A 21,175-nucleotide genomic window follows, 5' to 3' on the forward strand; every position below is an offset into this window, starting at 1 on the left:
ATGGAGGAATTTGAAATGGCTAACAATAAATTCATGGGAACATTCGACACAGAAACAGAAGTACTGAAAAAAATCGAAGACATGAAAGCGCAAGGCTCACGTGAAGAAGACATGTACGTGATGGCCCGCAACGAAGACCAGATTTCAATGGTGCGCGGAAGAACAGACGTGGATTATAAATCATCTGAAGGCAATTGGATGGATAAATTCATGGGCTTCCTATCAGGCAATGAACCGACGCGTGAAGCCTTCTCCAATATGGGTGTAGACGAAGCGGAAGCAGACCGCTACTATAACGAAGTGCAAAACGGCAAGATCCTCTTGTTCGTCGACCGCGAGTTCGGCGCGAACTATGAAGGGGCAGCGCCTTACGATAACACAAGCTACGGCAATGTCGACAGCACGACAAGTACTACGAAAGTCGACAACTCGGCAGTGGCACGTGATGGCTTGACTGTAGATACAAATGAAAGCAATGACATGGCGTACAACACAGAGCGCGACGCACTCGGCTCCGAAACGGCCGGCGTCGACAAAGAGCGCGGTACAGGATTTGGCCTGGGAGCGGAAGACCGCACTACAACTGACGCCCATGCGGCAGGCACTCACCGTGCAACTTCGGATTTCAATGATGATGTAACGAACCGCAACCGCACAGTCGAAGATATCGACCGCGACTTGGAACGTGCAGGATCTGAAGAAGAACGCCTGCGTTTGCATGAAGAGCGTTTGCAAGTCAATAAAGAACGCGTCCAAACGGGCGAAGTCCATGTCGACAAGCATGTCGTCGAGGAAGAGCAGACACTTGAAGTGCCGGTGGAGCGTGAGGAAGTATATGTGGAGCGCCGCCCGGTGAATGAAGAAACGACGACTGGCACGCATAACTACACGGAAGGCGAAGATATTCACGTACCGGTTTCCGAAGAGCGTGTAGACGTGACGAAGAAAGATGTAGTATCTGAAGAAATTTCCATCGGGAAAAACAAAGTACAGGATACAGAACATGTCAGTGAAACAGTCCGTAAAGAAGAAGCTGACATCCATAAAGACGGCGACTTGGTTGAAGAAGACGAATTTGACCGCAAAGACCGTACAGACCGTACAGACCGCGACAGATTATAAGCAAGCTGGATGAAAAGCGGAGGGGCCTTCCCTCCGCTTTTTTGTATGGCCAGGGTAATTCGATTATAATGGAAGCAAGCTTGGAGGGATGGAGATGGACGGGAAAAAAAGAAGCGATGTAAAGCCAGGGCTTGAAGTGAACGTGATCTTGAAAAAAGACCAGCGGACCGGCAAGAAAACGAAAGGCGTCGTCAAGGATTTATTGACGAACTCCGCGACGCATCCTCACGGCATTAAAGTGCGCCTCGAGGATGGGCAAGTCGGCCGTGTTTGTGAAATTCTGGACGGCAAGTGAAAGGAAGGGATTTGCATGAGCGATCAAAAGAACAGCGATCTGCAATCATCTGACCCGAGAAGGATCGGGGCGAACCGCACGAGCAAAGCACAGGACGAAAAAGAGCGTGTCCATGAAGATCTGGCGACTAGAAAAGACAAGCGCCAAACAGGCGACCCCGCCAAACCCCATGAACGCAATTTTATTTGAACGGAAAGCAGGCCGCTTAAATGGGCCTGCTTTTGTGCTATCATGAAAGAGATTGCCACGCAAAAAGGAGTCTACCATGAGCGATTTTTTTGAACGGAAAAAACAAGAGCTCGGAGTCGAGCTGAATAAAATACAGAAAAAAGCGGTGACCAAGACAGAAGGGCCGCTATTGCTTCTCGCATGTCCCGGTTCCGGGAAAACGACAACCATGATCATGCGGATCGGCTATTTGATCGAGGAAAAAGGCGTCCAGCCGAAGCGCATCAAAGCCATCACGTTCAGCCGGGCATCGGCAACCGATATGCTGGAACGCTATGCGCGGTTCTTTCCAGGCCTTGCGCCGGTGGACTTTTCGACTATACACAGCCTGGCTTTTCAAATCACCAGGGAATACTTATCTGCCGGCGATTACTTGATGATCGAGGGCGGCGACTCGAACCGCCTCAACAAAAAACGCTTATTGAAGGATATTTATGCCCGTGAGAATGACGAGCCGATCACCGACGACCAATTGGAGGAATTGGTGTCGTTCATCAGTTTCGTGAAAAACAAGATGGTGCCGAAAAGAAAGTGGAAAACACTTGATGAACCATTCCCGGGTGCCATCGATATTTTGACGGTCTACGAAGAGTTCAAAGAAAACCACGAACCGCGGCTCGTCGATTTCGATGATATGCTGACGATCGCTTTTGAAGCATTGGACACAGACCGCAAACTGCTGTCGAAGTATCAGAAACGCTGGGATTACGTCATGACCGATGAAAGCCAGGACACTTCCATGGTCCAGCACGCCATCGTTGAAAAGCTGGTCGAAAACCATCGCAATCTATGTGTCGTGGCGGATGACGACCAGTCGATTTACACGTGGCGTGCAGCGGAGCCAAGCTATTTGCTCAAATTCCGCCAAGTGTACCCGGATGCCTACATCATGAAGATGGAACGCAATTACCGCTCATCCGGCACTATCGTCAGTACAGCCAATCAATTCATCAAGGCCAATAAACTGCGTCATGATAAAAACATGTTCACCGACAGGCCGGAAGGCGGACCGATCGTCATTCGCCGCCTTGCTTCCCAAGAAGCGCAGCTGAAGTATCTGTTGAAAGAACTTTCCGCTCTCGAGGAATACGGAAATGTTGCAATTCTGTACCGCAATAACTCTTCGTCAACTTTATTGATGGATGAGCTGGACCGCCTCGGCATCCCTTTCTATATGAAAGATGCGGACAACCGCTTTTTCAGCCATTGGATCGTCCAGGACATCCTAAACTTCATGCGTTTCAGTTTGCGCCCGGAGCGGGTGGATTTATACTCCAAAGTCGCTTCGAAGACGAACGCCTATTGGTCGGCGTCCCAGCTTAAGCAATTGGGGAGGATGCAGCCGACAAAGCGGCATGCTTTCGAAGAAATCACGTTAGCCATCACGATGAAGGATTACCAGCTGCGGATTATTACGGAACAGCGCAGATCGATGGACGCATTGAAGGACATGAAGCCTTTGAAAGTGATCCAGGCAATTCGCCGCGATATGGGCTACGACCAGATGCTCAAGAGCCGCGCAGAGAAATTCGGCATGAAGCTCGATTATTTGCAGCAGATCCTCAGCACGCTCGAACAAATCGCCGAACCGCTTCCCACGATGATGGCTTTTGCGAAACGCTTGAAACAGCTCGAGGAAGTGACAAGGCAGGCGAAAACCGAAAAGGCCGAAGATATGCTGACATTGTCCACGCTGCACAGCTCAAAAGGTTTGGAGTTTGACCGGGTCTATTTGATTGACCTGGTCGAGGGGATTGTGCCGACAGAAGAAGATGCCGATGATCCTGCTTTGCTGGAGGAAGCAAGACGCTTGTTCTATGTCGGCATGACACGGGCGAAACGCCACCTGGAATTGCTCAGTTACGACAAGGAGTCGCGCTTTGTGGAAGAAGTGCGGCGCATCGCCTTGCCGAAAATGAAGAAAGCGGAAACGTTCAACCGTTCCGCAACGAAAGCGCCGAAAACGAAAATTACAGTGCCGCACAACCCGGACGCTGTCAGTTCCACAGAGGAATTGCAGGTGGGGGCGCAAATTCGCCATCGCGTCTTCGGGAATGGGCGGATTACGGAGTTGGACGACGAGAAAGTCGGCATCCAGTTTGCCAAAGAGCATAAAGAATTTCTGTTGGAAATTTGCCTGCAATATCAATTGCTTGAACTGGTGTGATGAAGATAGACGCAGAAGTGAGGAAATATAAATGAAGATCAGGGATTGGAACCGCAGCCTGAAAGTCCGGCTGGTGGGCGAGTTTTTCATGAATACAAGTTTTTGGATGGTATTCCCGTTCTTGGCGATTTATTTTGCCGAAGAGTTCGGGAAAGGGCTGGCGGGGCTATTGTTGATCGTCTCCCAAATGTTTTCCGTAGCTGCCAATTTATTTGGCGGCTATTTTGCTGACCGTTTCGGGCGCAAGCGAATGCTCGTGTCCGCTGCTGTGGCACAGGGTTTTGCGTTCTTGCTGTTCGCTGCGGCAAACTCGCCGTGGCTCAGTTCGCCCGAACTCAGTTTCGTGGCGTTCACGCTGGCCGGCATGTGCGGTTCCTTGTACTGGCCAGCGAGCCAGGCGATGATTGCGGACGTCATTCCTGAAAAATACCGGAGCGATGTATTTGCGGTGTTCTATACGACCTTGAATATTGCCGTCGTTATCGGCCCTTTATTCGGTGCTGTGCTGTTTTTCTCTTATCGTTTCGAGTTGCTGTTGGCAGTTGCCATCATTTCGATGCTGCTCGGGCTATTATTGCGCCTGTACACTGAAGAGACCTTATCGGCTGAAGTTATGGATAAATGGAAAGAAGGGGGAGCGACTGGATGGAGAGGCGCATTGCTTTCGCAAGTGAAGGATTACGGCATCATCTTGAAAGACCGTGTCTTTTTATTGTTTGTCGTAGCGGGAGTATTGGGAGCGCAGACCTTCATGCAACTGGACCTTGTCATCCCGGTCTACTTGAAGGAAACGATTGACCGCCAAACGATCCTGGACTTCCTGGGTCGTGAATGGTCGGTGACCGGGGAAACGTCTTTCGGTATCCTGCTTGCGGAGAATGGCTTGATTGTGGCACTTCTGACAGTCGTCATTACACGGTGGATGACCAAGTTCCCCGAAAAATGGGTGTTCTTCTTCTCGGCCGTATTGTTCGGCTTATCGATGGCGATTTTCCCGATGACTTCGTGGTTTTGGATATTCTTTGTGGCGATGGCGGTCTTTACATTTGCTGAATTGATGATTGTCGGGCTGCAGCAGAGCTTCATTTCCAAACTTGCGCCCGAATCGATGCGCGGCCAGTATTTCGCCGCGGCGAGCCTGCGCTATACGATTGGCCGGATGATTGCGCCAGTCTCCATCCCGATGACTGCCTGGTTCGGGTTCGGCTGGACCTTTATCATCCTTGGGGCATTCGCGGTGTTGAGCGGATTCGTTTATCTATGGATGTTCCATTTATATGAAAAAAGAGCTGCCATAAGCGCATAGCTGAGCATAGGAAAAAGCCTGAGCGGTTAAGCTCAGGCTTTTTGCGTGATCAGTTCTGTTCTTTTGCCAACTTGACTAGCATATGGGCGAGCATATGCTGCTCTTCTTTGTCGCCTACTTGCCATAAGCGCTGCAATAGGTACTCTTCGCTATTTTTCGGGTCTTCTTTTTTCGCCAGGTAATCGGCTACTTTAGACGCCAGCTGCGCGATGCGCTCTTCGCTTAAGCCCATTTTCTCGCCCATCTGAACTTTATCGCCCAAATAATCGATGAAAGTCGAGAATTCCGCTAAAATCTGTTCTTTCTTCTTATTATCCGTATTGCTCAATTTCTCTTCTACTTTTTTATCAATGTTTTCCATGTATAATTCACTCCTCGTCATTTTTGTTGCTAGTCATTGTTTACCACAGACAGGACAATTTAAACGTTGGAATATTGAAAAAGAAAAGGGTGGCTGCCGTTTAAGCACAGGCGGTTGGGGTATTCAGATAACAAGTAAGGATTAAAGGAGGATGATGGGTGAATGACATTATACGACGAAATCCAAGAGCTGAAACAATTCGAATGTGAAGACCGCTGTGTATTGAGTGTATATCTCAATACGAACCCGGCAGACCGTGAAGCACAGAACGGGGCCTGGAAGATCCAGTTGAAGAACGGCCTGAAGCGCCTCGACGAGTATTTGACCGCCTCAAAAGATGAAAAGGAATTGAAAGCCTACAAAGAATTACGTAAAAAAGTGGAAAAGGAAATATTGGACAATCAAGGCGACCTCCAGAAGGGTGTCGTTATTTTTGCATCCACTCAAGACGACCTGTTTTGGGTGAAGCATTTGCAGATTTCCGTCAAAACCGATTTCCAATGGGAAAACAAACCGGCACTCGACCAATTGCGCTATATCTACAAAGCATATCCATATGCAGGCGTGATCCTGCCGAGCTTCAAAGGCATCCGCGTGCTTGATACATCTGTCGGCATCGTCAATGAAGAAGTCTATTACGAATTCGACGCAGGCCTTGAAGTATGGACTGAGCAAAAAGGCGTCAGAAGCTCGGGGCGCATCCAAGGCCGCAGCGGCGCTGGTTCGACTGGCGGCGGCGCTGCTGGCGGAAACAGCCCGGTCATCGGGGGAAGCGGCGGGGGAAGCCCTGTCGATGAACTCGACCACCGCTTAAAAGAAAACTTGGACCGTTTCTATAAAGACATGGGCGCGAAAATCGAGAAGTTGAAAAAAGAGCGGCGCTGGGAAGAAATCCACGTCATCGGGGAAGCTGAGCACGCCCAGTCATTTTCGAAAGCGCTCCACAAAAAGCCCAACAGCTGCATCCATAAAAACCTGATCAATAATAGTGCAGACAAGATTCTGCATGAAGTTTTCGAGAAATAATAAAAAGCTCCGGCCCAGCCGGAGCTTTTTTAATGGGGTTGTGGGCAAAACGTGCATGTATCGAACGCCGCCAATTCCTTATACAAGCAGCAAGTTTTCCGCATTGGCACGGAGACTGCCCGTTCAAGGGGCGTGGTGCCGATGAAATTGCGCCACTGGGATTTGCGGAGGGGTTCCCAATTCTGGTCTTCCATCAGCCATTCGAGATCTTCAGCGGCCATCCGCGGATAGTGTCTTTGAAGGTTTGCGTAATACCAAGCAAGTGAGCCGAGCACATTTTCCCAGCACGTAATCGGCGATATCTTTGCGTGGCGGCGCAATTGCCGGAGCAGCGCATCTGTCTGCCCGATCAATACATACCGGAAAGCTTCGCTTCTTTGTTCAGCGGGAATTTCAATGAAATCAGCTGACTCGACGTGAAAAGAAATGAGCGGCAAGCCGTAATTCTGTATCCGGCCATAGCCAAGTTTTTCAGGCGGGGTCTTGAAATATCCGCCCTGCTGGTGGATTAAGCTGAATTGGGCCGTCACGAATAATGCGATTTGGCGAAAAAAATAAGAAACAGCCACTCCATTGTTTTCCGTTCCGCTCCAGTCCTTTAACTCTTCAATCAATATCTCCGGATTGGAAGAAGAAAAGGGATGGGCAGGAAGCCGGTCGACGATGACCGATTGCATTTGGAGTGCTTGTTTAACGGCCATAGGCAAGTGCATCTCAATTCCCCCTTTTTCTCCATGCTACCGGAATAGGGCGGGGCTGCCAAGCATCAAAAAAGCCGCTTCCCTCGATCGGGAAGCGGCTTTTGCTGTTTAGACGGATTGCAGGGCTACAGCAGGGCCGAAGAATTCATAGTGGATCTGTTCATCGGACATGCCGAGTGCACGCAATTCGCTGATCATTTTCTCCATGAATGGAACCGGTCCGCAAACGTATACTTCGCCGCTTGCATCGACCATATCTTCCAGGATTTCACGAGTGATATAGCCTTGCGGTTCATCGGAATACAAAGTTTTGTATTTTGCATTGTCCATTGTGGCGACGTATTTTTGGACGTCTTTGTCGAATGCATGCAAAGTTTCATTACGTGCTGCATGAAGGAATGAAACCGGGCGTTCCGGTGTTTGCGTTGCAACGGTTTCGAACATGCTCATCATCGGCGTGATACCTACGCCGCCGCTGACGAATGCCACTGGCGTTTCGCGTTTTGTATCGAGCACGAATTCGCCGGCAGGTGCACTCACTTCGATGGTGTCGCCTTCGTTCATGTTTTCGTGCAAGTAGACGGAAACCATTCCGTTCGGGTCGTTATCGGCTTCGCGTTTGACGGAAATGCGGAACTCATCCGGACGTGATGCTTGTGACAAGCTGTATTGGCGGTTGAAAAGGAACTCTTCTCCCGGGATTGCAAGACGGACCGTGATGTATTGTCCAGCTTCATAGCTTGGCACATTTTTACCATCAGCCGGTTTTAGATAGAAAGAAGTGATGTTTTCGCTTTCTTTGACTTTGCGTGCGATCGTGAAGTCTTTGAAGAAGCTCCAGCCATTTTCCTGGGTTTCCGCTTCTTTGTACATGCCGTTTTCCATATTGATGAAGACATCGGCAATGACACCGTAAGCTTCAGCCCACGCATTGATGATTTCATCTGTCGCTGCATCGCCGAGTACTTCTTTAATCGCTTTCAGAAGATATTCACCGACGATTGGATAATGTTCCGCTTTGACGCCGAGGCTCACGTGTTTGTGGGCGATCTGTTCGACGGCCGGAAGAATAGCTTCCAAATTATCGATATGGACAGCAGCCGCATATACTGTATTGGCAAGCGCTGTTTGCTGGCGCCCTTGTTTTTGGTTGGCTTGGTTGAAGATATTTAAGAGTTCTGGATGGGCTTCGAACATATTGCTGTAAAAAACGGTCGTGATGGTTTTACCGTGTTCAGCTAATACAGGGGCGGTGGATTTGACGATTGTTCTTGTTTGTTCGGATAACATAGTCAATCTCTCCTTTTGTTTTCTATAGTCCCACTATAACCTGAAAAAGTGTTTAAAGATATATTTAAAATACATCTTTAAAATTTAGACACATTTCATTTCACAGAAAAGTCACACATGGAATATTGGCGCAAAAAGCCTGGATTCCGCAGATGCGTTTCCTTTCCAGAAATTCAGGCGGCGAGTATAATGGACGTGCAGGGAAGGTGAAAACAATGAGGTTAACGATGTATACGGATTATTCATTGCGCGTACTCATTTATTTAGGAACGAAAGAAGACGGCAAGCTGACAACTATACAGGAAATTTCCGACGCTTATCATATATCCAAAAACCATTTGATGAAAGTGACATTTGAACTCGGCAAAGCAGGATTCATCGAAACGGTCAGGGGCCGGGGAGGCGGTATCCGTTTGGCGGACCGCCCTGAGAATATCAATGTCGGAATGGTCGTCCGTCGAATGGAAGAAGACTTCCATTTAGTGGAGTGTTTCAGCTCAGAAACCAATACATGCCCAATCTCCCCGATCTGCGGGTTGCGGGGCGTCCTCGGCAGAGCATTGCACGCCTATTTGGCAGTATTGGATGAATACAATCTGCAGGATTTGCTATTTAATAAAGATGCGTTGCGCGACTTGTTGCGCACATGAAAAAGCCTCCGATGCCGGAGGCTTTTTGTTTACAGTTCAATGGTTTTAGGGTCTTTGCCTTTGCGGTTCATCAAGCGCACGCGCGTCGGCGTGATGGCAAGAATGATCAAGTTCGGGTCTTCAGGGCCATCGAACCAGCCGGTCAAGTGTTCATTCCACACTTTATCGATTAGCTCACGGTCATCCCTCAGCGACATTTGCCCCTCGATTTCGAGAAAGCTATCGCCTACGCCTTCGCCTTCATAGCCGAGCAGGATGTGGGCGTTTGGATTCTTCTCCAATTCATCGACTTTCTGCGTCTGCTTGCTTGTCGCCGTGTATAAAGTGAATTCGTCATTGAAGAAAGTCATATAACGGGAATGCGGTTTATTGTCTTTAATGGTCGCCAATGTGCCGATCATGCTGTCTTCCAGTATTTTCAAGGCTTGTTGTTTCAGTTCTTCTTGTGCCATTCAACTCTCTCCTTTGCAGTGATATCGTCTGCTGAAAAAACTGCGGGCGAGACGCCCGCAGACAAAATCATTCGCGATGTTCTTCCTCGCTGGCTGAATCATCTTTTGTATCACGGGGATTCTTTTCGTCTTTCATGTCCTGTTTCAAATCTTCCAACGGGATGGAATCCACGTTCATTTCTTCCTCGTGCATCTCTGTCATGGTTTCTTTATCGGTTTTGACTTGTTCAGGATTGTCCATTGGGGCTCCGTCGCTTGTTTTTCGTTCTTTTTCGTTGAAACGGTCTTTTTCTGCCATCGTTAGCACCTCTCCTTTAGCGTTCTTCTCTATCTATTCCTTAATTGAAGTGCTTTAAAACATTAGAACTTGCTGGGAATTACGGGCTGGCGTATGATTATCCAATAGGACTAAATAGGGAGGATGGCTATACAATGACGCAACAAACGAAGATAAACGTGGGTGGCCTGGACTTTGAATGGGACCTCACGCAAGGGCGCTTCCTATTTGAAGGGCAGAATTCCGTGTTGTTTTGGACTTCCACTGCGATGAAAATGTTCTTTGATTCCATCGAGGAAATCTCTGGGGAAGACGCGGCAGCTGTCGTGCTGGAAACGACAGGATTTCGCCAAGGCCAGGTAGTGGGGGACTATTTCCACAAAATGGGCGGGATTTCTGTTTTTAAAGCTTCTGAACTCATTACCAATACATATGCATCAGCCGGGTGGGGGTTGGCATCCATCCGCAACCTGGATATAGAAGCCGGCACGTTGGAAGTGACGCTGAAAAACAGCTGGGAATATCAGATCAATGTGGCACAAGGCAAAAAGACCGGCGGCAGTTTCTTGCCGGCGCATTATGCAGGAATCTTCAGCTCACTTTTAGGCCGCAGCATCTGGTATGAAGTGGCCCATTCACAGATTGAAGGGCACGAGGAATGTTTGATCCGCTATTTCCCGTCGGATGAAACGATCGAAAAGAACATCCATTCGTTGGCGCGCCGTAAGGAATCGGAGAAAATCCGCGAACTCGAACAGCTGGTGGACGAAAAGACAGCGGATCTCCATGACATGATCCGTGAACTTTCTTCACCGCTGATCCCGGTCCTGGAAGACATCGTGGTAGTACCGCTTCTTGGGCGTTACGATGAAGCGCGTGCCGAAGAGTTACTGAACAAAACGCTTGAGAATTTGCCGAAACACAAAGCACGCTACTTGCTGCTCGATTTGACCGGGCTGAATGAAAGCTTCAACCAGCACGCCGCAATGCTGATCGAAAAATTGGGCTCTGCAGCCGGTTTGATCGGCACGAAAACGGTGCTGGCCGGCATCTCTCCGCATACCAGCATGACAATCACGGAAGCGGGCGTCGATCTTTCAGGCTACGAATGTTTCCGTACGCTTCAGCACAGCATTCATTTCGCTTTAGCGCAGAACGGCAAGACCATCATCTGAGATAACAGCTCTCCCTTTTCCGTTTTCATGGAAGGGAGATCTTTTTTGGATTAATTTTTAAAAAATGGATGAATATGAAAGAAAGAACTATTTTGTATATTGAGATTTCTTTCAGGAAATGATAAGCTCGAGAAGAACTATACATAGCTGACCACTGGGGGAGCCGGAATTGACTGGCTGAGACGAGCGAATGCTTGGACCCCTTGAACCTGATCTGGACCATGCCAGCGTAGGGAAGTGGTGCGTATGCTTCCTGTTGCCTGCATACACCGCTTCCCCATGGGAAAGCGGTGTTTTTTTATGGGGTTTAGGAGTCATGCATAAGCTGAGAGGAGTTGAGGCATTTTGGAGGAAACATGGGGCTATATGGAGTCGGGGTTTTGTACGCCGGCCCACAATATGGCAATGGACGAAGCGTTGATGAATTGGCAGCGCAAGACAGGCATGAAGCCTGTCCTCAGGTTTTACGGCTGGGCGCCAGCCGGGATTTCAGTAGGATTTTTCCAGAAACTGAATGGCAGCATCGATCTCGAAAGAGCTGCGCAATTGGGTATTCCCCTTGTCAGGAGGCAGACCGGCGGAAAAGCCGTGCTGCATGACCAGGAATTGACTTACAGCGTGGTGATTCCGGAACATCATCCAACCATGCCGAAATCAGTAAAGGAAGCGTATCTGGTCATTTCCCGCGGATTGCTTGAAGGTTACCGCAATCTGGGAATCCAGGCACAACTGGCTGCTGAGACGAAGCGCTCGAAAGAATCATCGGCGGTATGCTTTGAAGAACCGTCCTGGCATGAACTGACTGTTAAGGGAAGAAAAGCGGCAGGCAGTGCGCAGACAAGAAAGCAAGGCATCATTTTGCAGCACGGCTCGATTCCGCTGCAGCTTGATGAAAACTGTTTATTCGAGTTGTTCGTCTACCCGAATGAAGCGGTGAAGGAAAGGGCGCGCCAAGCTTTCCGTACACGCGCCGTAGCGATCAACGAGCTGATGGGGGAACCGGCAAGCATGGAAGAAGTACAGCAGGCGTTCAAGGCCGGATTTGAAACCGGGCTCGGCATCCGGTTGGAAAAGTTCGAACCGCCAGCCGAATTATTGGAAGAAGTACGTGTGCTCGAAGCCAAATACGCGAGCGAAGAATGGAATCACCGACGAGAAGAGAAAGGGGAACTTATGCGATGACAAAAACAAAGCAGCGTGAACGTAAACCCGACTGGCTGAAAGTGAAATTGAACACGAATGAAACTTATAATGATCTGAAGAAATTGATGCGCGAGAAAAAATTGAATACGGTATGTGAGGAAGCGAGGTGCCCGAATATCCATGAATGCTGGAGCGAACGACGCACCGCGACCTTTATGATCCTCGGGGATACTTGCACAAGAGCGTGCCGGTTCTGCGCCGTCAAGACGGGATTGCCGAACGAACTGGATTGGGGCGAGCCGGAGCGCGTAGCGGAATCGACGGAAATCATGAACTTGAAGCATGTCGTCGTCACAGCGGTCGCCCGTGATGATTTGAAAGACGGCGGGGCTGCAGTTTTTGCGGAAACTGTCCGTGCCATCCACCGTAAAATGCCGGAAACTACTGTCGAGATCTTGCCGTCCGATATGAAAGGCGATTACGAAAGCCTGCATATGCTGATGAGCAGCGAGCCTGATATTTTCAACCACAATATCGAAACGGTGCGCCGCTTGACCAAGCGTGTCCGTGCGAGAGCGACCTACGACCGTTCGCTGGAACTGCTGCTGCGGGTCAAGGAAATTGCGCCGCATGTGCCGACCAAGTCGAGCATCATGGTCGGGCTTGGCGAAACGAAAGAAGAGATTATCGAAGCGATGGATGATCTGTTGGCGCACAAAGTCGACATCATGACGATCGGACAATATTTGCAGCCGACATTGAAGCATCTGGATGTCGTCCGCTATTACCACCCCGATGAATTCCAGGAATTGAAGGAAATCGCATTGGCCAAAGGATTCAAGCATTGCGAGGCCGGCCCGATGGTGCGTTCTTCATACCATGCGGATGAGCAAGTGAACGAAACGGCTGTCCAGAAACGCATCAAATACATGAAAGGCGTCGAATCGACAGGCGCAAAAATCGACCGAATCGAATTTTAAATAATGGAGCTGATGTGTGGAAACCTTTCCTAGAGGAGGGCTTGAATTGGGAAAAACACTTGCTGCGGCCGTACTGTTATCCGCTGCGTTGCTTATTATGGGCGCATGCAGCCCTTCACCTGCGGGTGGCGAGCCGAATCTCTTCGAGTATGAAGGGGCGGAAGTCGGGGATAATAGTGCCGTCGTCAACACCGTTATCCAGCTGCCGGGTGCGGAGAATTTTTCAGGAATAGAACTCGAGATTCAAGAACAGCCTTACGGAATCATCGTCTCTTATGATTGGGCGGAGGCTTCATTATCCGACAAGGAAACCGCGGCCCATAATGCCACTTATTTGTTTGCGCTGATCGATAATGTCGATTGGGTCCAATTCGATTTCGATACAGGTACAAGCGTGGAGCAGTACCGGTTGACGAGAGAACAATTGCAAGCTTGGCATGGCGTGGCAATGGCCGGAATTGATGATCAAAAGAAATTGGAAGAATTGCTCAGTGAGTCTTTGGGTAAAGAGCAAAAAATCGAAGAGCTATTTGCAGGGGCGTAAAACCTTTATGCAAATAGAGAAAAGCAGCGGCATAATACCGCTGCTTTTTTGATGTTGTTGTTGAAAAGATTTCCCGGGAAATGGATAGAGGAAACCGGTTATTTTGCGATCTTTGCGACCTCCACAATCACTTGAGTCGCTTTTTCCATGTTTTCGGCGGAGATGAACTCGAATTTGCCGTGGTAGTTTTCGCCGCCTGTGAAGATATTCGGTGTCGGCAAGCCCATATAGGATAATTGGGATCCGTCTGTGCCGCCGCGTACAGGGATGATATCAGGAGATAGACCCAATGTTTTCATCGCTTGCTCGGCTTGGTCGACGATTTCCATTACCGGCTCGATTTTCTCGCGCATATTATAGTACTGGTCCTCGAGCTCGAGTTTGATCGCTTGTTCCCCGAATTCTTTTTGCAATTCGGCCGCGACTTGTTCCATATGGCGCTTTTTCGCTTCGAATTTGCCCTTGTCGAAATCACGCACAATGTACTGAAGCACTGCTTGTTCGACAGAACCATTGAAATTGTTCAAATGGATAAAGCCTTCGTAGCCTTCCGTTTTCTCCGGCACTTCATCAGACGGCATTTCCGCCTGGAAGCGTGTCGCGACCGTGATGGCATTGACCATCTTGTCCTTTGCGGAACCGGGATGGACGCTTGTTCCGTGAACAGTCAATTTTGCGCTCGCGGCATTGAAGCTTTCGTATTGAAGCTCCCCGAGCGGGCCGCCGTCCATCGTATAAGCATAGTCGGCACCGAAACGCGCGACATCGAATTTATGCGGGCCGCGGCCGATTTCCTCGTCCGGCGTGAAGCCGACGCGGATTTTGCCGTGTTCGATTTCAGGGTGTCCGATCAAATATTCCATCGCCGTCATGATTTCGGCAATTCCCGCTTTATTGTCGGCACCGAGCAAAGTCGTGCCGTCTGTCGTGATCAAAGTATGGCCGACGTAATTCTGCAAGGCCGGGAAATCAGCCGTTTTCATCGTCACTTTGTCGTTTAGCGGAATGTCTTTCCCGTTGTAATTTTCGACGCGCTGCGGGTTGACGCCTTTTCCGGTGTAATCGGTTGCCGTATCGACATGTGCCAGAAAGCCGATGACAGGGCGCTGTTCTTCAGTATTTGCCGGCAAGGTGCCGAATAAATAGCCGTGATCGTCCACTTCAACTTCCTCCAAGCCGATGTTCTTCATTTCTTTTTCCAATTCAGCGAGTAAATCCCATTGCCCCGGTGTAGAGGGAGTTGCGTCATTTTCGAAATCGGATTGCGTGTCGATTTTGGCGTAGCGAATCAGGCGTTCGATCAAGTTTTCGATCATGGTAGAGCCTCCTATGTATGTAATGACTACATTTTAACACGAAATTCGAAATACATAGAAAAACCTCGAAAGCCTTTCAAGTTACGTTCCAGCCGGACGCTTTCCGCGGGCACGGCCTCAGCCGCTTCGTCGCTGACGCTCCTGCAGAGTCTTCGGCTCGCGCTGGTCCCGCAGGAGTCGCCGGCTTGCACTCCACTAGCGTCGAATAATTATTTATTCAACTCGCTTTTATTTTTCATTAGAATTAACTAGGATATTAAATAATTTGTAAATGAAAAGCTATGACTTCCTTAACACCTCTAAAAAACCAGCGCAGGGGCGCTGGTTTTTAATCTTGTTGTTTGGTGGCAAGTGACCGGATATGGGCTTGCTTGACTTGCGCCAATAACGCGTGTTCAGTCAGCAAACGGTAACCTGTTTGCGCCAATGCTTTGGCGCCTTTGATCAAGGCTTCATCGCCTGCTTTCGAACGGGCGGCTTCCCGGAATTCTTCGGTATGGGCAATGAGGCTTTCGGGTCCGATTTTGATATAGCCGTGGGCAGTCGGCACTTCATAGCTGATATTGCCGGCATCGGTCGAACCGAGCCCGGAAATGCGCGAAGCGGCTACTGTGTCGCCTAGTGTTTCAAGTTCGGCTTTTAGGATTTCATCGAGCTCAGGCGTGACAACAAGATCCTTCACTTCATTCTGGAAACGTTCGATTTCGACACGGGCACCTGTTGCAAGGGCAGCGCCTTCAGCGATGGCACGCACTTTTTTCGCCGTCTCGGAGGTCTTTTTCCAAGAATCTCCGCGGATGTAGAAGCGGGCAGAGGCGTATTCCGGAATGATATTCGGCGCGTCGCCTCCGTGCGTGATGATGCCATGCACCCGTGCATCATCCGGTAATTGTTGGCGAAGGGCATTGATGCCGTTGAACAATTGAAGCACGGCATCGAGTGCATTGATGCCTTTTTCAGGAGACCCGGCAGCATGGGCCGGCTTGCCGTAGAAATGAAAACTCAGCGGGTCGACGGCGAGCGAAGGGCCTGTAACCGCCGAGTTTCCAGACGGGTGAAGCATCAATGCGGCATCGATTTTTTCGAGAAGTCCGTGTTTGACGAAACTTCCTTTCGCGCTGCCATTCGGCCCGCCTTCTTCAGCGGGGGTGCCGAGGACGACGACGCGCCCGCCGGTCAATTCCAAGGTTTTACTGAGCGCAATCGCGGCTGCAACACTGGTCGTGCCGATAATATTGTGCCCACATGCATGCCCGATGCCCGGCAAGGCGTCGTATTCAGCAAGAAACGCGACGGTCGGTCCAGGCTTTTGGCTGTCGCGGACTGCGTAAAAAGCGGTGTGGTGGCCAGCGACACCGTATTCAACCTGGAATCCCGCTTCTTCAAGCAATCCGGTCAACAGTCCGCTCGCGAACACTTCTTCGTTGCCGATTTCCGGATTTTCATGGATGGCATGGCTGATGCGTAAATACTGTGCACGGTTCTTGTCGATCGATTCCGTAATTGTCTCGCGCGCTTCGCTAATGATGGTCATGTGATCGTCCCCCTCAAATGAAATTTCTTTTTTTAACGGCATGCAACTGCAGTTCGTTCGTTTATTTATTTGTAGTCGACTAATTCTTCAACTGAAACGAAAGTCGGGATTTGAGCGCCTTCTGTATGCTCGATGACAAATTCAGCTGTATCTTCTTCCTGGTACAATTCGACGATGCGCTGATACGCTTCGTTATCTTCTTCGCCAGCTTGTGCGGCGATCAGGTTGATATAAGGTTTTGCCGTATCGCTTTCACGGGCAATCGGATCTTCTGTCGGGTTCAAGCCTGCGTCGACTGCGATGCCGTTATTGACGATGGAAGCAGCGACGTCAGCCATAGCGCGAGGCGTATGGGCGGAAGTCATCGGGACAACTTCGATATTTTTCGGGTTGTCGATGATGTCTTCTTCCGTTCCGGTCAACCCGGCATCGTCGGATAACGTGATGAGCCCGGATTCATCGAGCAGGAGCAATGCACGGCCCATGTTGGTCGCTTCGTTCGGCATTGCGATTTGTGCGCCTTCGGGAAGTTCTTCGATCGATTCGTATTTATCGGAATACAAGCCCATCGGTGCAATGACGGTAGAGCCGATCGGCACGATGTCGACATTATGCTCTTCGACAAACTCATCGAAATAAGAGATGGTCTGGAAAGCATTCAAGTCAAGTTCGCCTTCAGCGAGTGCCAAGTTCGGCGCAACATAATCCGAGAAGGTGATGATATCGAGCTCGATGCCTTCTTTAGCGGCTTTGTCGCCGACATAATCCCAGATCGTCGTGTCCGATCCGCTGATGCCTAGTGTCACTTTCGTTGTTTCGCCGGCTGAACTATCGTTTCCGCAAGCGGTAAGGAGTGTAGCCAATCCGGCTGTTGCTAAAAGTGCTGTCAGTTTTTTCATGATGAAATCCTCCAATGTGTTTTTAAAATAGTGGTGCTGACGAATAAATAAATCGCTTTATTGAATTTGATTGACGTGCATAAAAGAACTTAGCTCCGGCGCACTCTGCGGGACATGAGGTTGCCGAGTGATTGGACGCCTTGGACAAGGACGACCAGAATGGCGACAGTCAAGAGCATGACCAATGTGTCGAAGCGCTGATAGCCGTAAGTAATGGCCAAGTCGCCGAGCCCGCCGCCACCGATCGCACCGGCCATGGCGGATGCGCCGATCAAGCCGACGATGGCGATGGTCAATGCCAGGACAAGGGAGCTGAGCGCTTCTGGGATAAGGAAGCGGAAAATGATCTGGCCGGGAGAAGCGCCCATCGCCTGGGCTGCTTCGATGACGCCTTTATCAACTTCAAGCAATGAGTTTTCGATAAGGCGGGCGATATACGGCCCTGCGTAAAATACCAATGGAACGATGGCGGCGGCCGTGCCGATCGATGTGCCGACAATGACGCGCGTCAATGGAATGATGGCGACCATCAAGATGATGAACGGAACCGAGCGGAATATATTAATGACGATGTTCAATACGTTAAATACGGCTTCATTTTCGAGCAGGTGGCCCTTTCTCGTGACGACCAGCAAGATGCCAAGCGGCAAGCCGATGAATAGTGAGAAAACGAATGATGCACCCGTCATGTAAAGTGTCTCCCATAAAGCTTCTAAAATTTGCGATTGATCAACCTGCATGTTGCTGAACCTCCTCTACTTGAATATTGTCGTTTCGGATTGAGGCGAGTGCCCGGTCGATTTCTGCGGGTGCGCCGTCGAACTCGACAATCAAGTTGCCGTATGGAATGCCTTGGAGTTCTGTAATGTTACCGAACAGCACATTCAAATCGAGCTGGAATTCACGCGATACTCTTGACATGAATGGTTGGCCGACTGAATTCCCGGTAAACTGCACACGGTATATTGGCCGGGTGCCGTCGTTATAACGGATCTGCTCAAGCAGCGAATCCGGCAATTCGTCGTTCATGACAGAACGGACGAAACGCTTTGTCGTCGCGTGCTGAGGATTGGTGAACACTTCAAACACGCTGCCTTGCTCGATGACGCGGCCTTCTTCAAGCACGGCCACTTTGTCGCAAATTTCCCTGATAACGCCCATTTCGTGAGTGATGAGTAAGATGGTGATATTGTATTCCTGGTTGATGCGGCGCAGTAGATCCAGTATGGACTGAGTCGTCTGCGGGTCGAGTGCTGAGGTTGCTTCATCGCACAGCAATATCGAAGGGTTCGTTGCGAGTGCTCTCGCAATGCCAATGCGCTGCTTTTGCCCGCCGGACAATTGATCCGGGTATTTTTTCGCTTGGTCGGCAAGCCCGACAAAATCCAAAAGTTCCGCCACTTTCCGGTCGACTTCCGCTTTTGGGGTCTTGGCCAGGAGCAGCGGCATCGCGATATTATGGTGCACTGTTTTGGAGTTCAGCAAATTGAAATGCTGGAAGATCATGCCGATGTCTTTTCGCGTATCGCGGATTTTGCGTGCGCTCAAAGTGGAAATATCTTCTCCGTGGATGAGCACGCGTCCTTGCGACGGCCGCTCGAGCAAATTCACCGTGCGGATCAATGAGCTTTTCCCCGCGCCGCTAAATCCGATGACGCCGTAAATTTCGCCGGTCTCGACGGTCAAATCGATGCCATTGAGTGCATGGACTTGCTGCTTGCCGGATACGTAAGTTTTCTTGACTGCTTCAAATTGAATCATGGTGTCCCTCCTGTGGCTGCAAATAACGATTCGAATGAGTGCGAACGAACACTTTCTTGAAATAACAACAAAAAGCCCTCTTTTTTCTTGTCCACAAGAAAAAAGAGGGCTCCAAAATATGAAACCATCTCATTCTCATCTTCCAAATGCTAAAGCATTTGCAGGAATTAGCACAGTTTTCACGGATTTGCGAATCTGCTGCCGAAACGTCATAGGGCCTGTCCCTCGATTTCTCTGGATAAGAAAGTGATGTAAGCTATTCAATTCGTGATTCCTACTCTATTTCGAAATAGCGAAAAAGTCAACAGCTTTCACGTAATTTTTTTTCGGAAGATGAGTTACTTATAGTAGTTAAAATTTTTAGAAAAATACACTTGACTTTATCAGGCGATGTCCCCTATACTTTTCCTCAAGCAAAAAAATAACTGAATACTCTTATCACGAGAGGCGGAGGGAATAGGCCCTATGATGCCCGGCAACCGACAGACACATGTCTGGAAAGGTGCTAAATCCTACAGCGCGCATTTGCGTCGCTGAAAGATAAGAGGAGGCAAATCCGTATATGACGGCCCTCTTCTTTCTGAAGAGGGTCTTTTTATGTCCTCCTCAAACCGAAAAAACTACCAGAAAACAGGAGGAATTGACAATGACAAACTTCAAACCAGAAACTCTTCTATTACACGGCGGGCAAGAACCGGATCCGGTCACAGGATCGCGAGGCGTGCCGGTCCATAAAACGACTTCCTATGTATTCAAGGATACAGAACATGCACAAAACCTGTTCGGTTTGAAAGAAGCGGGCAATATCTATTCGCGTATCATGAACCCGACAGTTGATGTATTCGAACAGCGCGTCGCACTTCTGGAAGGTGGAACTGCTGCAGTGGCACTATCTTCGGGGATGGCAGCCATCGCTTTCTCTATCTTGAATATTGCTGAAGCGGGAGACGAAATCATTGCTGACAGCAACCTTTACGGAGGCACTTATAACTTATTCGCCAATACCTTGCCGCGCTATGGCATCACGACGAAATTCGTCGATGCGACGGAGCCCGAAAATTTCCGGGCTGCGATTACCGATAAAACGAAAGCGTTCTTTGGTGAAGTTATCGGAAACCCGAGCCTGAATGTCTTCGACGTCGAACGCGTGGCGGACATTGCCCATGAGAATGGCATCCCTCTATTGATCGATAACACGTTTGCCTCCCCGTTTGTCAGCAACCCGATCGAATTCGGGGCAGACGTTGTCATCCATTCGGCAACGAAGTGGATCGGCGGACACGGTACGACAATCGGCGGCGTAGCCGTTGATGCCGGGCGTTTCAATTGGGATAACCCGCGCTTCCCGAACTATACACAGCCGGATGAAACATACCACGGCATCCGCTTCGGAATCGACGTGCCGGAAGCAGCCTTTGCAACGAAGCTGCGTGTCCAGCTATTGCGTGATTTCGGCCCCACTTTAAGTGCGGACAGTGCACACGCCCTTCTTCAAGGCTTGGAAACATTGCATTTACGGATTCCACGGCATGCAAGCAACGCACAGAAGATTGCCGAATACTTAGAGGGCCATCCTCAAGTCGAATGGGTGAATTACATTGGCCTCGAAGGCCATCCTTCAAAAGAACTTGCGGATAAATACTTGAAAGACAGCTACGGGTCGATCGTCAACTTCGGCATCAAAGGCGGAAGGGAAGCCGGACGCAAAGTCATTGACGGCATCAAGCTATGGTCTCACGTGGCGAATGTCGGCGATGCGAAATCATTGATCATCCACCCGGCTTCGACCACACACCAGCAATTGACAGCGGAAGAACTGAAAAACAGCGGCGTTACGGAAGAATTGATCCGCTTGTCTGTAGGATTGGAAAACCATGAAGATTTAATCGCTGATTTGGAGCAAGCAATCCAAGCGGCAGTACTCGAGAACGCGTAAGGAGGGATTCGG

At 49.6% G+C, this 21,175-nt stretch carries 22 protein-coding genes and 3 riboswitches; of the genes, 12 read left to right on the forward strand and 10 right to left on the reverse strand.

The genetic code is table 11. The annotated features are described in order from the left end of the window. Positions 1–15: 15 nt before the first annotated feature. The 5 genes from DP119_RS01610 (at position 16) to mdrP (ending at position 5,118) form a co-directional block, all read left to right on the forward strand. A complete protein-coding gene (locus tag DP119_RS01610; RefSeq protein WP_112230247.1) occupies positions 16–1,122 on the forward strand; it encodes a YsnF/AvaK domain-containing protein in 1,107 nt (368 codons plus the stop codon). Between the two features lie 94 nt (positions 1,123–1,216). Continuing rightward, the gene (locus DP119_RS01615) at positions 1,217–1,417 is read left to right on the forward strand and encodes a YwbE family protein (protein WP_068870287.1); all 201 of its coding nucleotides are present in this window, start codon (positions 1,217–1,219) and stop codon (positions 1,415–1,417) included. A gap of 15 nt (positions 1,418–1,432) precedes the next feature. Then, on the forward strand, positions 1,433–1,606 hold the full coding sequence (locus tag DP119_RS15780; protein ID WP_157101670.1) for a hypothetical protein: 174 nt from the start codon (positions 1,433–1,435) through the stop codon (positions 1,604–1,606). 76 nt (positions 1,607–1,682) lie between these two features. Next, on the forward strand, positions 1,683–3,812 hold the full coding sequence (locus tag DP119_RS01620; protein ID WP_112230249.1) for an ATP-dependent helicase: 2,130 nt from the start codon (positions 1,683–1,685) through the stop codon (positions 3,810–3,812). A 31-nt stretch (positions 3,813–3,843) separates the two neighbouring features. Then, positions 3,844–5,118, forward strand: coding sequence for a multidrug efflux MFS transporter MdrP (gene mdrP / locus DP119_RS01625; protein WP_112230251.1), 1,275 nt, complete (start codon positions 3,844–3,846; stop codon positions 5,116–5,118). A gap of 49 nt (positions 5,119–5,167) precedes the next feature. Here mdrP and DP119_RS01630 read toward each other — a convergent pair whose 3' ends face one another. After that, complete coding sequence (locus DP119_RS01630) at positions 5,168–5,479, reverse strand: DUF3243 domain-containing protein (protein WP_068870281.1); 312 nt, start codon at positions 5,477–5,479, stop codon at positions 5,168–5,170. A gap of 162 nt (positions 5,480–5,641) precedes the next feature. On the opposite strand from DP119_RS01630, the gene DP119_RS01635 reads away from it, so the two are divergent. Further along, positions 5,642–6,505: a VLRF1 family aeRF1-type release factor gene (locus DP119_RS01635; RefSeq protein WP_101191475.1), complete on the forward strand. Its 864-nt coding sequence runs from the start codon at positions 5,642–5,644 to the stop codon at positions 6,503–6,505. A gap of 29 nt (positions 6,506–6,534) precedes the next feature. Here the strand turns inward: DP119_RS01635 and DP119_RS01640 are convergent, their stop codons facing one another. Together DP119_RS01640 and hmpA are read right to left on the reverse strand one after the other, a co-directional pair. Beyond that, positions 6,535–7,218 carry an IucA/IucC family C-terminal-domain containing protein gene (locus tag DP119_RS01640; protein ID WP_101191473.1) on the reverse strand — a complete coding sequence of 228 codons (684 nt, stop codon included), beginning with the start codon at positions 7,216–7,218 and terminating at the stop codon, positions 6,535–6,537. A 96-nt stretch (positions 7,219–7,314) separates the two neighbouring features. Further along, positions 7,315–8,496: an NO-inducible flavohemoprotein gene (hmpA, locus tag DP119_RS01645; RefSeq protein WP_112230253.1), complete on the reverse strand. Its 1,182-nt coding sequence runs from the start codon at positions 8,494–8,496 to the stop codon at positions 7,315–7,317. Between the two features lie 215 nt (positions 8,497–8,711). Here hmpA and DP119_RS01650 point away from each other — a divergent pair, with 215 nt between their 5' ends. Further along, a complete protein-coding gene (locus tag DP119_RS01650; protein ID WP_112230255.1) occupies positions 8,712–9,146 on the forward strand; it encodes an RrF2 family transcriptional regulator in 435 nt (144 codons plus the stop codon). A 29-nt stretch (positions 9,147–9,175) separates the two neighbouring features. Here the strand turns inward: DP119_RS01650 and DP119_RS01655 are convergent, their stop codons facing one another. Both DP119_RS01655 and DP119_RS01660 read right to left on the reverse strand, forming a co-directional pair. Beyond that, the gene (locus DP119_RS01655; protein ID WP_112230257.1) at positions 9,176–9,598 is read right to left on the reverse strand and encodes a pyridoxamine 5'-phosphate oxidase family protein; all 423 of its coding nucleotides are present in this window, start codon (positions 9,596–9,598) and stop codon (positions 9,176–9,178) included. Between the two features lie 67 nt (positions 9,599–9,665). Next, positions 9,666–9,896: a hypothetical protein gene (locus tag DP119_RS01660; RefSeq protein ID WP_112230259.1), complete on the reverse strand. Its 231-nt coding sequence runs from the start codon at positions 9,894–9,896 to the stop codon at positions 9,666–9,668. A 134-nt stretch (positions 9,897–10,030) separates the two neighbouring features. Here DP119_RS01660 and DP119_RS01665 point away from each other — a divergent pair, with 134 nt between their 5' ends. The 4 genes from DP119_RS01665 to DP119_RS01680 all read left to right on the forward strand — a co-directional run bounded on the left by DP119_RS01665 (position 10,031) and on the right by DP119_RS01680 (position 13,717). Beyond that, positions 10,031–11,050 carry an STAS domain-containing protein gene (locus DP119_RS01665; protein WP_112230261.1) on the forward strand — a complete coding sequence of 340 codons (1,020 nt, stop codon included), beginning with the start codon at positions 10,031–10,033 and terminating at the stop codon, positions 11,048–11,050. A gap of 146 nt (positions 11,051–11,196) precedes the next feature. After that, positions 11,197–11,303: riboswitch (TPP riboswitch) on the forward strand. An 89-nt stretch (positions 11,304–11,392) separates the two neighbouring features. Beyond that, positions 11,393–12,232, forward strand: coding sequence for a lipoate--protein ligase family protein (locus tag DP119_RS01670; RefSeq protein WP_167399197.1), 840 nt, complete (start codon positions 11,393–11,395; stop codon positions 12,230–12,232). Further along, a complete protein-coding gene (lipA, locus tag DP119_RS01675) occupies positions 12,229–13,173 on the forward strand; it encodes a lipoyl synthase (protein WP_112230263.1) in 945 nt (314 codons plus the stop codon). Before DP119_RS01670 ends, lipA begins: the two co-directional genes overlap by 4 nt. 46 nt (positions 13,174–13,219) lie before the next feature. Then, a complete protein-coding gene (locus DP119_RS01680; protein ID WP_112230265.1) occupies positions 13,220–13,717 on the forward strand; it encodes a DUF4825 domain-containing protein in 498 nt (165 codons plus the stop codon). A gap of 98 nt (positions 13,718–13,815) precedes the next feature. Here DP119_RS01680 and pepT read toward each other — a convergent pair whose 3' ends face one another. The 5 genes from pepT to DP119_RS01705 form a co-directional block, all read right to left on the reverse strand. Beyond that, entirely contained in the window at positions 13,816–15,033 is a 1,218-nt protein-coding gene (gene pepT / locus DP119_RS01685; protein WP_112230267.1) for a peptidase T, read from the reverse strand. 328 nt (positions 15,034–15,361) lie between these two features. After that, a complete protein-coding gene (locus DP119_RS01690) occupies positions 15,362–16,567 on the reverse strand; it encodes a M20 family metallopeptidase (protein WP_112230269.1) in 1,206 nt (401 codons plus the stop codon). 65 nt (positions 16,568–16,632) lie between these two features. After that, positions 16,633–17,466 carry a MetQ/NlpA family ABC transporter substrate-binding protein gene (locus tag DP119_RS01695; RefSeq protein ID WP_112230271.1) on the reverse strand — a complete coding sequence of 278 codons (834 nt, stop codon included), beginning with the start codon at positions 17,464–17,466 and terminating at the stop codon, positions 16,633–16,635. 89 nt (positions 17,467–17,555) lie between these two features. Continuing rightward, positions 17,556–18,206 carry a methionine ABC transporter permease gene (locus DP119_RS01700; protein WP_101191457.1) on the reverse strand — a complete coding sequence of 217 codons (651 nt, stop codon included), beginning with the start codon at positions 18,204–18,206 and terminating at the stop codon, positions 17,556–17,558. Further along, positions 18,196–19,227: a methionine ABC transporter ATP-binding protein gene (locus DP119_RS01705; protein ID WP_101191455.1), complete on the reverse strand. Its 1,032-nt coding sequence runs from the start codon at positions 19,225–19,227 to the stop codon at positions 18,196–18,198. The genes DP119_RS01700 and DP119_RS01705 overlap by 11 nt, the downstream gene beginning before the upstream one ends. Positions 19,228–19,359: 132 nt before the next feature. Beyond that, positions 19,360–19,472: riboswitch (SAM riboswitch) on the reverse strand. A gap of 187 nt (positions 19,473–19,659) precedes the next feature. Beyond that, positions 19,660–19,774: riboswitch (SAM riboswitch) on the forward strand. A 99-nt stretch (positions 19,775–19,873) separates the two neighbouring features. Here DP119_RS01705 and DP119_RS01710 point away from each other — a divergent pair. Beyond that, positions 19,874–21,163: an O-acetylhomoserine aminocarboxypropyltransferase/cysteine synthase family protein gene (locus DP119_RS01710; RefSeq protein WP_112230273.1), complete on the forward strand. Its 1,290-nt coding sequence runs from the start codon at positions 19,874–19,876 to the stop codon at positions 21,161–21,163. Positions 21,164–21,175: the final 12 nt, after the last annotated feature.

This window comes from Planococcus maitriensis (assembly GCF_003289925.1).
GTDB lineage: Bacteria > Bacillota > Bacilli > Bacillales_A > Planococcaceae > Planococcus > Planococcus maitriensis.